This window comes from Blastococcus sp. SYSU D00813, from assembly GCF_054050735.1.
On record NZ_JBJGZX010000020.1, the window covers coordinates 1 to 14,236 of the forward strand.

Below are 14,236 nucleotides of genomic sequence, written 5' to 3' on the forward strand. Positions count from 1 at the left end.
GCCGACCGGCGCGGGGAGCGCGCCGGCCGGCCGGGGAGGTCACTCCACGGGTGTGCCGCAGAACGCCTCGCCGTCGTTGAGCGGCACGAAGCTGTCGCCCTCGAGCGTCAGGTAGAAGGAGCACTGCTCGTCGTACTCCGTGGTGCTCTGCGGGATCGGCGTGGGGTAGAGCCCGTTGGCGTCCCAGTCGTCGGTCTGCTGCAGGGTGGAGATGAGCTCCTCCTGGGTGGCGTCGCAGCCGGCCTGCTCGAGGCCGTAGAGCAGCAGGTCGGCGCCGAACCAGCCCTGGCTCTCGTAGAAGCCGGGGATGCCCGACTCGTTGCCCGACTCCTGGAGGGCGGCCGACAGCTCCTGGGTGGCCTCGGTCTGCGACTCGACCGGGGTGAAGGCGTTGGAGAAGATCACGCCCTGGCCGATCTCGACGGCGGGCGCGGACGCGAGCAGGTCGGCGCCGTAGCCGGTGGGGGAGACGAAGGTGCCCTCCCAGCCGGCCTGCTTGAGCCCCGCGACCAGGGCCAGCGAGGTGTCGAAGTTGATCGTCGTGTAGACCGCGTCGGCGCCGGAGTCGAGGATGCCGAGCACCAGCGGGCCGACGTCGGTGCTGCCGAACTGCACGCTGTTGTTCGTGTACCCGATCTCCAGGCCGGCCGCCTCCATCGAGGCCAGGCCGGACTCGAGGCCGGCCTGCGAGCTCGGGCTGACGTAGGCGATGCCGGCGACCTTCGTCGCCCCCTGCTCGGCGAAGAACTCGCCGGCCTGCGAGTAGACGACGTCGTAGTTCGGCACGAAGCCGGAGTTGAACAGGTTGTTGTCGCCGGCCGACCACTCCTGGGCGCCGTCCCAGGCGCCGCCGATGACCGGGGTGTCGCTCGCCGCCGAGGTGAGGAAGGGGGACGCGCCGTAGAAGAACGCGCTCACGTTGATCATCGCGTAGACGTCGTCCTGCTGGATCAGCTTCTGGGCACCGGCCAGGGCGCCCTGGGCGCTGGAGGTGTCGTCGGCCTCGACGATGTTGAACTCCAGGTCGCTGCACTCGCCGTCGTAGGAGGCGAACCGCGCCTCGGCGCCCCGGATGGAGCCCGCCGCCGCGGCCGCGCCGGGGCCGCTCAGCGCGGTCAGGATGCCGACGTCGATCGTGCCGCCCGCCGCGCTCCCGCCCCCACCGGCCCCGCCACCGCCGCCCTCCTCGTCGTCGCTGCCGCACGCCGACAGCACGAGCGCCGTCGCGCACGCCATGCTCACGACCGCCACGCCACTTCTGCGCATACCCCAGTGCCTCCATCGATGAGAAAGTTGTCGAACGATCGCAGGATCGTGAGGGGCACCATGCACCACGCTGTGGTGGGTGTCACCGCCGGGGAGGGCGCACACGCGGCAGTCGCTGCCAGATCGTTATCTCACCGTTATCTCGGCTCGGGCGCGCGAGAGCGGTCGCCTCCCCGGCCGCACGTGGTCCGGGAAGGGTGAACACCCCCTCCGACCAGCGCGGCAGCCGACGGGCACCGGCAACGGCACGTCTCGGAATGTGACCCAGCACACTCGACACGCGTAGAGGTGTTGACGTGCATCGAACCGTCGACCACGCTCCCCCCATCCTGTGTGATGCCGGCGGGGCGCAGGTCCGAGCCGGTTCACCGCTGCTCCCGGTTCTATGGAGTCGATGTGCTCTCGTACGTCCTCGCCGGTCTGAGTCTCGGCTCGATCTACGCCATCGCGGCCGGCTCGCTGGTCATCACCTACGTCGCCTCCGGCATCTTCAACCTGGCGTTCGCGGCGATGGCGTACTGCGTGGCGCGCTTCTACTACTTCCTCCTGGTCGAGGAGGACTGGGCGATCATCCCGGCAGCCGCCGTCTCGCTGTTCGTCTTCGCACCCGCGCTCGGGATGTTCCTGTACGCGGTGCTCTTCCGGCACCTGCGGCTGAGGTCCACGCTGGTCAAGCTGATGGCGACCGTGGGTCTGTCGGTCGCGCTGCCCCCGCTGATCCAGCTGTGGCTCGAGCAGCCGACCGACCCGACGTCGCCCGGTCTCGCGCCGCGCCCCCTCGCCACCTACGAGATCTTCGGGTCGACGATCAACGCCGACCAGCTCACCACCTACATCGGCCTGATCGCCGTGCTGGTCGTCGGCGTCGGCCTGCTGCGCTTCACCAACGTCGGCCTCAAGGTGCGGGCGCTGGTCGACTCCGAGGCGCTGACGAGCCTGAGCGGCACGAGCCCCGGACGGGTGTCCCTGGGCGTGTGGGCCGCGAGCTCGACCCTCGCCGGCCTGGCCGGGATCCTGCTCGCGCCGACCGCCGGGCTGAACGTCGCCTCGATGACCTTCCTGATGTCGGCCGCCTTCGCCGCCGTCATCGCCGCCAAGCTGCGCAGCCTGCCCCTGGCCGTGGGCGTCGGCATCCTCATGGGCGTCACCACCAACGTGCTCGACCGCTACGTCGACCCGTCGAGCGACTTCGGGGCGGTCCTGCGGCCCAGCATCCCGTTCCTCTTCATGCTCGTGTTCCTGCTCTTCTACGCCCTGCGCGGGCAGGCCGGTGACCTGGTCGCCGGCGGCGCGCTCGACCGGGCCATCGCCACCCAGGGCGGCGACCCCACCGTGGTGTCGGCCGTCTCCGGGGGCAACAACAACCGGATCCTCAACCCGGGGCTGCTGGCCGGCGTGATCTTCGTCGGGATCGTCTTCTTCCTGCCCGGCCAGCTCGACCGCTTCTGGTCGGGCCTGCTGGCCACCGGCATCGCCATCGCCATCGCCCTGCTGTCGTACACGCTGGTCACCGGCGAGGGCGGCATGGTGTGGCTCAGCCAGATCACCTTCGCCGGCGGCGGTGCCGTCCTGGCGGCCGAGCTGGTCCGCAACTGGGGCTGGGACCCACTCGTCGCCGTCCTGGTCGGTGCGGCCTTCATCGTGCCGGTCGGCGTGGTCCTCGGTCTGCTCACCATCCGGCTGGGCAACCTGTACGTCGCCCTGGTGACGCTGACCTTCGGCTCGCTGATCCAGACGCTGGTCTTCGGCCGCGACCCGTACTACAACTTCGGGTCGGGCCAGGCGATGCCGCGTCCGGACTTCGCGCAGACCAACGACGACTTCGCCTACCTGGCGCTCGGGATCTTCGTGGTGCTGGCGATCCTCATCGTGAACGTGCGGCGGTCCACCGCCGGCCTGGCGATGAGCGCGGTCCGGTTCAGCGAGACGGGCGCCAAGACGCTGGGGATCAGCGTGGTGCAGACCAAGGTCCTGATCTCCGGCCTGGCCACGTACACGGCGGCGGTCGGCGGTGGCCTCATCGCCATGGCGAACGGCTCCACGCTGCCGGACTCCTTCAACCCCACCGGCGGCCTGGTCTGGCTGGCCGTGCTCGTCACGATGGGGGCCCGGTCCAACATCGCGGCTCTCATCGCCGGCGTCATGTTCATCGTCATGCCGCAGGTGTTCCAGACCTACGTCGGCCACGGCCTGGGTGACGTCCCGGTGATCCTCTTCGGTCTCGGCGCTCTCGGCCTGGCCCTCCACCCGGAGGGTGTCGTGGCCCAGACCGGCAACAACATCATGAAGCTCTTCGGCCGGCGCAAGCACGACGCCGCGGCGCCGCTCCCGCCGGGCACCCCGGGCGCGGCGGCGGCCGAGCGGGCCGACGACCTGGCGACCCCCGCCCCGCGCGGCGAGGCCGCCCCGATCTCCGCTGGAGGACAGGCATGAGCACCGCACTGCACGCACCGGAGGCAGTGGCGCCCGGCACGACGCCCCCGCGGTTGGAGGCCCGCGGGGTGACGGTCCGCTTCGGCGGCCTCGTCGCGAACAAGGACGTCGACCTCGCCGTCGGCAGCCAGCAGATCGTCGGGCTGGTCGGCCCGAACGGCGCAGGCAAGAGCACGCTGTTCGCCGTGCTCTCCGGGCTGCTCCGCCCGACCGCGGGCCGGGTCTTCATGGACGGGGAGGACGTCACCGGCACCTCGCCGCAGAAGCGGGCGGCCCGCGGGCTGTCGCGCACGTTCCAGCACCCGGAGCTCTTCTCGTCGCTCACCGTCCGCGAGCACCTGGTGCTGGCCTACCGGATGAAGAACGCCAAGAGCCGGATCTGGACCGACCTGGTCAACTTCCGCGGCTTCGCGAACTCGCCCAAGGCGGAGGACGCCCGGGTCGACGAGCTCGTCGACTCCCTGCAGCTGGGCGCCATCCAGCACCTGCCGGCCGCCGGCCTGCCGCTGGGCTCGGCCCGCCTGCTGGAGATCGCCCGGGCGCTGGCGCGGGAGCCGCGGGTGCTGCTGCTGGACGAGCCCTCCTCGGGCCTGGACGTGCGGGAGACCGAGGAGGTCGCGGAGGTGCTCAAGGCGGTCGTGCGCGACCACGGCGTCTCGCTGCTGATGGTCGAGCACGACGTGGAGCTGGTGCTCGGCATGTCCGACGCCGTCCACGTCCTCGACTTCGGCGTGAAGATCGCGGGCGGCACGCCGGCGCAGGTGAGGCAGGACCCGGCGGTGCGCGCGGCGTACCTGGGCGAGGAGATCGAGAAGCCCGCGGTGCAGCGGGCCGAGGCCGAGATCGAGCAGGGGGAGACGGCGTGACCACCACCGAGTCCGTGCCGACGGGGACGGGACCGACCGGGACGGGCTCGCTGCTGCGGGTGGAGAACCTGTCGGTCCGCTACGGAGCCGCCCAGTCGCTGTTCGACGTCTCGATCGACATCCCGGCCAACGGCTCGCTCGCCGTCCTGGGCTCCAACGGCGCCGGCAAGAGCACCCTGGCCCGGGCCGTCTCGGGCCTGGTGCCCTCCAGCGGCGGGAAGATCTTCTTCGACGGCAAGGACGTCACGAAGTGGTCGCCGACGCGGATCCGCCGGGCGGGCCTCATCCACATGCCCGAGGGCCGCGGCGTCTTCCCCGGGTTGACGGTCCTCGAGAACCTGCGGATGGCCCTGACCACGGAGAAGGGCAGCAAGGAGCCGTTCCTCGAGCGGGCCTTCGAGCTCTTCCCGGTCCTGGGACAGCGGCGCAAGCAGCTGGCGGGCACGCTGTCCGGCGGTGAGCAGCAGATGCTCTCGCTGGCCCGGGCGCTGATGGTGCTGCCGAAGCTGGTCATCGCCGACGAGATGTCCCTCGGTCTGGCACCGAAGCTGGTCGACCTCGTGTTCGAGAGCCTCGAGAAGATGCGCGAGGCCGGCGTCGCGGTGCTCATGATCGAGCAGTTCGCCAGCCGCGCGCTGGGCTTCGCCGACCAGGCGATCATCCTCCAGCGCGGCCGCGTCTCCTGGGCCGGCCGGGCCGACGAGGCCGGCGAGGAGCTGCTGCACGCCTACCTGGGCGGGGCCACCGCGGCCTGACGGGCGGCACCACGACGGCGGCCCGCCGGGAGCCCCCTCCCGGCGGGCCGCCGTCGTCCGGTCGCCCACCGGAGGCCCCGGCCGGCGGCCGGCCCTCTGGTAAGCCATACCGCGACGCGGGCCGGTTCCCGACGACCGGCCGCCCTGCCGAGGAGCGCTGATGACCTCGATCGACGTGCCGGACCGCCGGCCGCGGCCGCCGTTCGACGCCGCGCGGGCCGAGGCGGCCGTGCGCGAGCTGCTGCTGGCCGTGGGGGAGGACCCCGACCGCCCCGGGCTCCGGGAGACCCCCGCCCGGGTCGCCCGGGCCTACGCCGAGACCTTCGGCGGTCTGGACCAGGACCCCGCCGAGGTGCTCGCGACCACCTTCGCCGAGGACCACGACGAGCTGGTCCTGGTGAAGGACATCCCGATGTACTCCACCTGCGAGCACCACCTGGTCCCCTTCCACGGCGTGGCGCACATCGCGTACATCCCCTCCGAGGACGGGCGGGTGACCGGGCTGTCCAAGCTGGCCCGGCTGGTCGACGTGTACGCCCGCCGGCCGCAGGTGCAGGAGCGGATGACCCGGCAGATCGCCGACGCCATGAACGACGTGCTCAAGCCGCGCGGCGTGCTCGTGGTCGTCCAGGCCGAGCACCTGTGCATGGGCATGCGCGGCATCCGCAAGCCCGGCTCGGTGACGACGACGTCCGCCGTCCGGGGCATCTTCCGCGACAACGCGGCCACGCGGGCCGAGGCCATGTCGCTGGTGCTGGGCCGGTGACCGCCGCGGAGCCGGCGGCTGCCGGCCAGCGCCGCGGGCGGGCCATCGCGATGACCGCCGGGGAGGCCGAGGCCTTCCTGGCGGCCGAGCGCACCTGCCGGGTCGCCACGGTCGGCGCCGACGGCCGGCCGCACGTGGCCCCGCTGTGGTTCGTCTGGGACGGCGCGGCCCTGTGGCTGAACTCGATCGTGCGCAGCCAGCGCTGGACCGACCTGGCCCGCGACCCGCGCGTCGCGGTCGTGGTCGACGCCGGCGAGGACTTCTTCGAGCTGCGGGGCGTGGAGATCACCGGTCGGGCCGAGCCTATCGGGGGCGTCCCGCGCGGGGACGAGGAGCAGCCCGAGCTGCCGGCGGTGGAGCGGGCGTTCGCGCGCAAGTACACCGGTGGCGACACCTTCGTCCCGGACGGGCGGCACGCCTGGCTGCGTATCACCCCGGAGAAGTTGGTCAGCTGGGACCACCGCAAGATCGCGTCGCTGCCGCCGCGCTAGGCCCGCCGGAGCCGCCGGGCGGTCAGGGTGCGAAGACCGACGTCAGCGCCCCGGCCACCTCGCGGTGACCGGCCACCAGCCGGCAGCGGCCCCGCCCGGCCCGGGCGAGGTCGCGGCCGAGGTCGACGTCGTCCTCCCCGGTGGTGTCCAGCAGCACGTCCAGCCGCGGCAGCCGCGCGGCCACCAGCCGCGGGTCCGGGCCGGCGTTGTGCACGCAGTCCGACAGCAGCAGGACCCGCCCGTCGCGTGCGGGGATCCCGGCCAGCTGGGCCGCCGCCGTCTCCAGCGCGAACGACACGTTCGTCAGCCCCTGCGCCGGCATGCGCACCAGCAGGTCGAGCACCTTGCCCGGGTCGGCCGGCTCGCCCATGCGGACGAGCACCGCCGCGTCGGACCAGAACGCCACGACCGACAGCCGGTCGCGGGCCAGCTCGCCGGTCAGCGCGCCCACGGTCGCGGCGGCGGTCCGGATCCGCTCGCCGCGCATCGACCCGGAGACGTCGACCACCAGCACCACGGCCCGGCGGCGCCGCACCCGCTCCCGGACGACGACGTCGTCGTCGTCGGGCAGCGGCTTGCCCACCAGCGCGTCGAGGGTGCGCTCGAGGTCGAGCTCGTCGGAGCCGCCGCTCCACGGCAGGCTGGTCAGCTCACCGACGCCACGGCGGGGCCGGCGCTCCCGCGGGGGACGCGCCACGGCCAGCCGCCGGGCGATCTCGCGTGCCCGCTGCCGCACCCGGCCCTCGGCGGCGTCGGCCGCGGCGAGGTCGGCCAGGGCGATGACGGCGCCCTCCTCGTCGGTGGCGCCGCGCGCCGTCGCGCCCGGGGGAGCGGCCCCCTGCCGCGTCCGCCGGCGGTCACCCCCGGTGAGGGTCAGCCCGCCGCCGCCGGAGCTCGGCTGGAACAGCGAGGGCTGCTCGGTCAGCTGCTTGGGCTTGCGCTTGAGCGGCCGCGACCCGCGCGGGGCCTGCGGCCGGTTCCCCGAGCGCCGCTCGACCGGGGAGTCGGCGGCGATCGTCCTTCAACCCGGCTCGGCCGCCGAGGGCTGCAGCAGGAAGTGGTCCTCCCAGATCTCGCGCAGCACGGCCTCCGGGGTGGCCTCCAGCGCCTCGTCGAGGAAGATCCGGCCCGACAGGGCCAGCAGCAGCGCGTCGAGGACGACGGCCGTGTACTCCTCGGGCAGCCCGCGCGGTGGCGCCACGGAGGGCTCGTCGGGCAGCGGGACCGACCGCATGGTGGCCAGCTGCGCGGCGACGAGGGCGAGATCGATAGCCCCGCGCACGCTGCTGCCCTGGCGGACGTCGTCGCGCTCCCGCGTGGCCCGGGTGAGCGCCACGGCGTCGGCGATCAGCCGCGGGGACTCCACCCCGGTGCGCCGGCCCACGATGCCCCGCTCGGCCTCGGCGTCCTGGTAGTCGACGGCCAGCCGGCACAGCCGGTCGTACACCGACGTCGACAGCCGGGTCGTGCCGATGTTGTCGTAGGGGTTCATCGAGGCGACGACCCGGAACGACGCCAGCGCCTCCACGGTGCCGACCCGCGGGATGGAGATGCGCCGCTCGGCCATCGCGGTGAGCAGCGTGTTGAGGGTGTCCTCCGGGGCCCGGTTGAACTCCTCCACGTAGAGGAAGCCGCCCGAGCGCATCGCCTCGACCAGCGGGCCGGCGACGAAGTTGTCGGCCGTGTAGTCCTCCCGCAGCACGCGGGCGGGGGAGTGGTGGCCGACGAGCCGGGTCGGCGTCAGGTCGGCGTTGCCCTCGACGAACAGCAGCGGGATGCCCCACTCGGTGGTGATGGAGCGCAGCAGCGTGGACTTCGACGTGCCGGGCGGGCCCTCGAGCAGCACGTCGCGGCCGGCGGAGACGCTGGCCAGCAGCAGGTCCAGCTCGCGGTCGCGGCCGACCAGGTGGCGGGCGACGCGCCGGCGGATGTCACGGACGGAGGCGCCGTCGGCGGCCCCGACCCGGGAGCCGGTGACGACCGCGTCCGCGGACCGGGGGCCGGCCGGAGGACCGGGGTCGGCGTCGGCTCCGGACGTCGGGTCGGGGCGCTGGCCGGCTGTTCCCACGTGTCCTCCTCGCCGCGGCGCGCCCGGAGGTCCGGCCGCCGTCCTTCGACCATGTTATGACTGCCGTACCGAACGGCCCGCGCGGAGGCACGACCGCGCCCGCTCCGCCCGACCCGCCCTGCGAGGGACCATGACCGGCGAGACCCGCGGCGCCGTCGCGACGGCGCCACCGGCGCCGCTGCGGCCGACGGCGCTGCTGCGGATCCGGCCGTTCGCCGTCCTCTACCTGAACGCCACGGTGATCTTCCTCGGCGTCATGGCGCAGACCATCGCCCGCGGCTGGCTGGCCTTCGAGCTCACCGGGTCCAACGCCGCCCTGGGCGGCGTGCTGCTCGCCTTCGGCGTCGCGATGCTCGTCGCCACGCCCTGGGGAGGGGTGGCGGCCGACAGGCTGCCCAAGCGGCTGGTCCTGCAGGTCTCCGCCGGGCTGCTCGCCGCCTCCAGCGCCTGGATCGGGCTGGCGGTGGCCTTCGACGTCATCGCCTACTGGATGCTGCTCGTCTCCTCGATGATGCAGGCCGCGGCGTTCGCGCTGTTCGGCCCGGCGCGGATGGCCTACCTGGCGGAGGTCCTGCCCGACGGGGCGCTGCCGGGCGCGGTCTCGATGCTGCTGGTGAACGCCGAGGTGAGCCGCGTGGTCGGCCCCGCGGTCGCCGGGGTGCTCGTGGGGTCGGTGTCCTTCGGGCTGGAGGCGGTGTTCCTGGCCAGCGCCGGGCTGGCGGCCGCGGGCCTGCTGCTCACCGGTGCCCTGCCCCGGGCACGCACCCGGGGGGACGACGTGGCGCTGGGCACGCCGCTGCGCGAGCTGGCCGACGGCGTCCGCTACGTGACCGGCCGGCCGGAGCTGTCCGCGCTGCTGTGGTGCGGCTTCGGCGTGACGATGGCCGGCCTGCCGTACCTCGCCTTCCTCCCCACGGTGGCCAGCGACCTGTTCGGCCTCGGCTCGGCCGGCTACGGCGTCCTCTCCGCGACCTCGGCGGTGGGAGCGGTCGCCACGGGGCTGGTGCTCGGCCGCCGCGCGCACCGGGGCTCGCAGACGCGGGCCTTCCTGGTGGCGGGCTTGGCCTTCGGCGCGGGGGTCGCGGCGCTCGCGGTCGCGCCGACGTTCTGGGTCGCCGCCGCCGTCCTGCTCGTCGTCGGCGGCTCCAACCTGGCGTTCCAGACGGCGAACCAGTCGCTGCTGCTGGGGCTGTCCGACATGGCCTTCCACGGGCGCATCCAGGGGCTGGTGATGCTCAGCTTCGGCGCCTTCGGCATCGCCGCGCTGCCGCTGGGCGCCCTGGCCGACGCCGTGGGCCTGCGCTGGGTCCTCGGCGGGATGGGCCTGCTCACCCTGCTGGTGATGGCGCTGTTCGCGCTCGCCACGCGGGGCCGGCTGGCCCGTGCGGACCGCCTGCGCGACCTGGGGTGAACGAGGGTCCGCGCTAGCGCCAGTCGACGCCGGGCAGCGTCGCCGTCCAGGACTCCACGATGCGCCCGCCGTCGAGGCGGTGGACGGTCAGCCAGGTGACCACCGACATCCCGCCGGTGTCCAGGTTGATCCCGGTCGTGGTGGCGCGGGTCCAGACCCGGTCGCCCTCGGCCACCTGGTCCTCCACGGTGGTGGTCGAGTCGTGCAGCAGCCGCCAGGCGCCGGCGAGCTCCTTCTTGAACTCCGCGCGCGTCAGCGCGCGGGTGCCGGCCGAGGAGTGCCGCACGTAGGTCTCGCCGATCAGCTCGTCGACCACCGAGAGGTCCTGCCGGTGCCAGAGGCCGTCCCAGTAGCGGGCGACGACGGCCCGCGGATCCGACTGCACGGCGCGGATGCTAGAGGCCGGGCGTGCGACCGGTGGTGACGCGGACGACGGGGGCCCGGCACGCAGCCGCGCGCCGGGCCCCCGTCGGGTGCGTCAGGCGGCGAAGGGGTCGCCCTCGATCTCCTCGGTGCCCAGGAAGATCGGCGCGTTGAACGAGTCCTCGGGGTCCGTCATCAGCAGGCCCTCGCGGATCCGGGTCGACCGCACGCCCTGCTTGGTCAGCCACGCCTCGGCCGAGTCCAGGTCGAGCACCTTGAACCGCAGGCTGTAGATCATGTTGCCCCACTGGGCGACGTGCCGGCCCAGGTCGGAGTCGGCTGCCAGCGGCTGCGCGAGCTCGAGCAGGCAGTCGCCCAGCTGCAGGGTCGCATACCGCGCCTGCAGGTCGGGGTCGTCGCCGTGCTTGACCGGGACGGCCTGGAACTCGTCGACGTAGGTCTCGACGGCCTTGTCCAGGTCCTTCACGCCCAGCGTCACGTAGGAGAACCGCTCGATGGTCAGCGGGTGGGTCAGCCACATCTTCTGCAGCGACGACCAGGTCTCCAGGTCGCGGGGGTCGTTGGGCATGTCGTGCTTGCTGAGCTCGACCATCAGCCCGTAGGTGTCGCGGGGGCTGGGGAAGCAGTACATGAGGTCGGGCTCGGCGGTCTCCACCTGGCCGCCGCCGGGGCGGCCGATGTAGATGCCCTTGTCGATGAGCCGGCCCACCAGGCCCGGCAGGTCCTCGACCTTGTAGCCGACCGAGTGCAGGTGGGTGCCGAACTTGTCGTAGAACTTGCCCACCGGCAGCGACGTGTTCACCGGCATCGCCGGCGCCATCGTCTCGATGCACAGGTCGGACACCATCAGCAGCGTCGCGTAGCGGTCCTCGACGGGCAGGTAGTTCGGCTCGTCGACGCCCATGTACACGAACCCGCCGAAGACCCGCTCGTAGAACTCGCGGAGCTTCTGCGCGTCGTCGGCCATGTGGACGACGTGCACCATCTGGCCGAGACCGTGGTCGCCGGTGACCTGGACCTGCTTCTTCACTGGTGGTTCCTCTCCCGTGCGGAGATCGGGCCGCTCACCGCTGCGCCTGCGGGGCAGCGGGGGAGCCGGCGGGGGTGTGCTCGGTGCCGAAGAACATCGTCGCGCCGTGGGTGTCCTCGGGGTCGGTGACGAGCAGCTCGTCGCGCAGCCGCTTCGTGCGGACGCCGTTCCCCTCCAGCCAGCGCTGGGCGGCGTCGAGGTCCCGGACGACGAAGCGGAGGCCGTAGACCATGTTGCCCCACCGGGCGACGTGCCGGCCGAGGTCGGAGTCGGCGTCACCGGGCTGGGTGATCTCCAGCAGGCAGTCGCCGAGCTGCAGGACCTGGACGTCGGCGCGCAGGTCCGGGTCGCTGGTGGTGGCCAGCGGGACGGCCTGGAACGCGTCGACGTACGTCCGCACCGCTGCGTCGAGGTCGGCGACGGCGAGGACGACGGCGGAGAACCGCTCGAGGGTCAGCGGGTGGGTGCGCCACATCCGCTCCAGCGACGACCAGGTGTCCAGCAGCCGGGGGTCGCCGTGCATGTCGTGCGTGGTCAGCTCGACCAGCAGGCCGGCGGTGTGCCGCGGGCTGGGGAACAGGTAGGCGGCGTCGGGGTCGACCGCGGTCAGCTTCCCGCCCCCGGGGCTGCTGAGGGAGATGCCCCGGTCGAGCAGGCGCTGCTGCAGCCCGTCGAGGTCGTCGACCTTGTAGCCGACCGAGTGCAGGTGGCGGCCGTACTTGGTGTGGAAGCGGGCGATGGAGAACCGCGGGTCCGGGGGCATCCGGGGCGCCATGGTCTCGACGCACAGGTCGCCGACCATCAGCAGGGTCGCGTAGCGGTCCTCCCAGTCGAGGTAGTCCGGCCCGTCGACCCCGCTGTAGACGAAGCCGCCGAGCACCCGCTCGTAGAACTCGCGCAGCGCCTGCGCGTCCTCGGTGACGTGGATGACGTGGACCATCTGGCCGATGCCGTGGTCCCCGGTCCGCCGGGCCGTCTGCCTCATCGCCGGCCGGTCAGTCGCCGAGGCCGCCGGTGCCCACGAACCACTGCAGGTCCGGCGGGTCGCCGGTCATGTCGATGGCGTCGGTCATGCGCAGGCGGCCCTCGGCCCCGGCGGCACCCAGCTGCGCCGCGGCCGTGGCCACGTCGGGGTCCCCGAGCTCGTAGACCGCGATGTAGCGCGGCGCGGCCTCCCCGCCCGTCAGGTCGACCCGCTTGTAGCGGTGCACCGCCGTGACCGAGGGGATCGCGGCGCGCACGTCGGGCACGTGCACCTGCTCGTACCACTCCTCGTACTCGGCCTCCCTGCCGGGCACGGCGCTGCTGTAGGCGATGAACAGTCCCTCGGCCACGCTGGGCTCCCTCGCTGCTGGGTCGTGCGGGTCGATCGGCGGACCGGGAGGGACCCCGGCCGGTCGCTGGGAGGAGGGAGCTCCGGGCGGCGCAGGGCGGCCGGGGGCGCGGACCGGCAGGCCGGAGGTGGCTCCGCCCGCGTCGGCCCCCGCTGCCGGCACCGCCCACCTCGCTGTCGCCTCCGGCGCCCACCTGCTCCGGAGGCGTGCGCGTCGAACCGACGGTAGACGAGGGCCGAAAGGTCGTAAATACTTCGAATCAACGACGTAGGTCACACTGCGTCCGGATGCGACCGGCCCCGCCCGGGGTCGGCCGCGGCCGGGCTGCCGCCGCGCGCGGCCGGCCCCCGTCCGCCTGGAGTCGTCGTGGCCGTCGAGTCGGATCCCCTGGCGGTGCTGCCCGCACCGCGGCCCATGGGGGCGACCAGCGTGGACGTCGCCCGGCTGGCCGGGGTCTCGCGCTCGACCGTCAGCCACATCCTCAACGGCCAGGTGGCGCGCTTCTCGGCCGAGACCGTGGAGCGCGTCCGCGACGCCGCCGCGCACCTGGGGTACGTGCCCTCGGCGGCCGGCCGGTCGCTGGTGCTGGGGCGCAGCGACCTCGTCGTCCTGGCGGTGCCGAACACGACCCTGACCAACGTCCAGGACATCATCGAGGCGATCGCCTCCGACCTCGACGACCTCGGCTACAGCATGGTCGTCCACTTCGACCGCGGTGGCGCCCCGACCGACAACCTGACCCGGCTGCAGCACGTGGTGGAGACGCTGCGCCCGGCCGGCGTCGTCGACCTGGGCAGCCTCCGGCCGGCCGACCTGGACGCCCTCGAGCGCCAGGGCTGCCCGGTGCTCTCCCGGCGCGAGGAGTACGTCGAAGGGGTCGACGAGGGCAACGGCGCGATTGCCCGCCAGCAGGCCGAGCACCTCATCGAGCGGGGCTACGCGTCGCTGGCCTTCGCGCTGCTCGTCGACCGGCGCGACGACCCCTTCGGGCGGATGCGCGCCGCCGTCCTCGCCGACGTCTGCGCGGAGAACGGCCTCGCCCCGCCGTCGGTCATCAGCGTCCCGCTCGACCCGGCCGGGGCCCAGACGGCGGTCTGCGAGCTGCTGCGCACCCGCGGCCGCCCCGTCGGGGTGGCGTGCTCGAACGACGAGGTGGGCCTGGCCGTGACCTTCGCGGCGCTCGCGCTGCGGGCGACCGTGCCCGGCGACGTGGGGGTGGTGGGGGTCGGGGGCAGCAGCGTCGGGCAGCTGGTCACCCCGCGGCTGAGCACCGTGGGCTTCGACGTCCGGACCACCGTGAGCTCGATCCGGCAGGGCATCGCCCACCGGCTCGGCGGGGCCGTGCAGGTCCCGGGCCCGATCCCCGAGGGCACCTTCACGATCCTGCGCGGCGACACGACCTGAGCATTGCGCGGCCCGTTACCGACACCCA

General features: G+C 73.5%; 14 protein-coding genes. 7 read left to right on the forward strand and 7 right to left on the reverse strand.

Features of this window, described 5'->3' with window-relative positions; translation table 11 throughout:
- Positions 1-39: 39 nt before the first annotated feature.
- Positions 40-1,251, reverse strand: coding sequence for an ABC transporter substrate-binding protein (locus tag ACI8AX_RS14550; protein ID WP_456550544.1), 1,212 nt, complete (start codon positions 1,249-1,251; stop codon positions 40-42).
- A 411-nt stretch (positions 1,252-1,662) separates the two neighbouring features.
- On the opposite strand from ACI8AX_RS14550, the gene ACI8AX_RS14555 reads away from it, so the two are divergent.
- The 5 genes from ACI8AX_RS14555 to ACI8AX_RS14575 all read left to right on the forward strand — a co-directional run bounded on the left by ACI8AX_RS14555 (position 1,663) and on the right by ACI8AX_RS14575 (position 6,577).
- Positions 1,663-3,699, forward strand: a complete 2,037-nt coding sequence (locus ACI8AX_RS14555) for an ABC transporter permease subunit (RefSeq protein ID WP_456550545.1) — start codon at positions 1,663-1,665, stop codon at positions 3,697-3,699.
- The gene (locus ACI8AX_RS14560; protein WP_456550546.1) at positions 3,696-4,565 is read left to right on the forward strand and encodes an ABC transporter ATP-binding protein; all 870 of its coding nucleotides are present in this window, start codon (positions 3,696-3,698) and stop codon (positions 4,563-4,565) included. Before ACI8AX_RS14555 ends, ACI8AX_RS14560 begins: the two co-directional genes overlap by 4 nt.
- A complete protein-coding gene (locus ACI8AX_RS14565; protein WP_456550547.1) occupies positions 4,562-5,320 on the forward strand; it encodes an ABC transporter ATP-binding protein in 759 nt (252 codons plus the stop codon). Before ACI8AX_RS14560 ends, ACI8AX_RS14565 begins: the two co-directional genes overlap by 4 nt.
- 160 nt (positions 5,321-5,480) lie before the next feature.
- Positions 5,481-6,086 (forward strand): GTP cyclohydrolase I FolE, encoded by a 606-nt coding sequence (folE, locus tag ACI8AX_RS14570; RefSeq protein WP_456550548.1) that lies wholly within the window; start codon positions 5,481-5,483, stop codon positions 6,084-6,086.
- The gene (locus ACI8AX_RS14575) at positions 6,083-6,577 is read left to right on the forward strand and encodes a pyridoxamine 5'-phosphate oxidase family protein (protein ID WP_456550549.1); all 495 of its coding nucleotides are present in this window, start codon (positions 6,083-6,085) and stop codon (positions 6,575-6,577) included. Before folE ends, ACI8AX_RS14575 begins: the two co-directional genes overlap by 4 nt.
- 22 nt (positions 6,578-6,599) lie before the next feature.
- Here the strand turns inward: ACI8AX_RS14575 and ACI8AX_RS14580 are convergent, their stop codons facing one another.
- Positions 6,600-7,313, reverse strand: coding sequence for a vWA domain-containing protein (locus ACI8AX_RS14580; RefSeq protein ID WP_456550550.1), 714 nt, complete (start codon positions 7,311-7,313; stop codon positions 6,600-6,602).
- Between the two features lie 285 nt (positions 7,314-7,598).
- Positions 7,599-8,645 (reverse strand): AAA family ATPase, encoded by a 1,047-nt coding sequence (locus tag ACI8AX_RS14585; protein ID WP_456550551.1) that lies wholly within the window; start codon positions 8,643-8,645, stop codon positions 7,599-7,601.
- Positions 8,646-8,775: 130 nt separating this feature from the next.
- Here ACI8AX_RS14585 and ACI8AX_RS14590 point away from each other — a divergent pair, with 130 nt between their 5' ends.
- Positions 8,776-10,056, forward strand: coding sequence for an MFS transporter (locus ACI8AX_RS14590; RefSeq protein WP_456550552.1), 1,281 nt, complete (start codon positions 8,776-8,778; stop codon positions 10,054-10,056).
- Positions 10,057-10,069: 13 nt separating this feature from the next.
- Here ACI8AX_RS14590 and ACI8AX_RS14595 read toward each other — a convergent pair whose 3' ends face one another.
- The 4 genes from ACI8AX_RS14595 to ACI8AX_RS14610 form a co-directional block, all read right to left on the reverse strand.
- Positions 10,070-10,441 (reverse strand): ester cyclase, encoded by a 372-nt coding sequence (locus ACI8AX_RS14595; RefSeq protein ID WP_456550553.1) that lies wholly within the window; start codon positions 10,439-10,441, stop codon positions 10,070-10,072.
- 93 nt (positions 10,442-10,534) lie between these two features.
- Positions 10,535-11,470, reverse strand: coding sequence for a VOC family protein (locus ACI8AX_RS14600; RefSeq protein ID WP_456550554.1), 936 nt, complete (start codon positions 11,468-11,470; stop codon positions 10,535-10,537).
- A gap of 34 nt (positions 11,471-11,504) precedes the next feature.
- The gene (locus ACI8AX_RS14605) at positions 11,505-12,455 is read right to left on the reverse strand and encodes a VOC family protein (protein ID WP_456550555.1); all 951 of its coding nucleotides are present in this window, start codon (positions 12,453-12,455) and stop codon (positions 11,505-11,507) included.
- A 10-nt stretch (positions 12,456-12,465) separates the two neighbouring features.
- On the reverse strand, positions 12,466-12,804 hold the full coding sequence (locus tag ACI8AX_RS14610) for a hypothetical protein (protein ID WP_456550556.1): 339 nt from the start codon (positions 12,802-12,804) through the stop codon (positions 12,466-12,468).
- Between the two features lie 366 nt (positions 12,805-13,170).
- On the opposite strand from ACI8AX_RS14610, the gene ACI8AX_RS14615 reads away from it, so the two are divergent.
- A complete protein-coding gene (locus tag ACI8AX_RS14615) occupies positions 13,171-14,208 on the forward strand; it encodes a LacI family DNA-binding transcriptional regulator (protein ID WP_456550557.1) in 1,038 nt (345 codons plus the stop codon).
- The last annotated feature ends 28 nt before the right edge of the window (positions 14,209-14,236 follow it).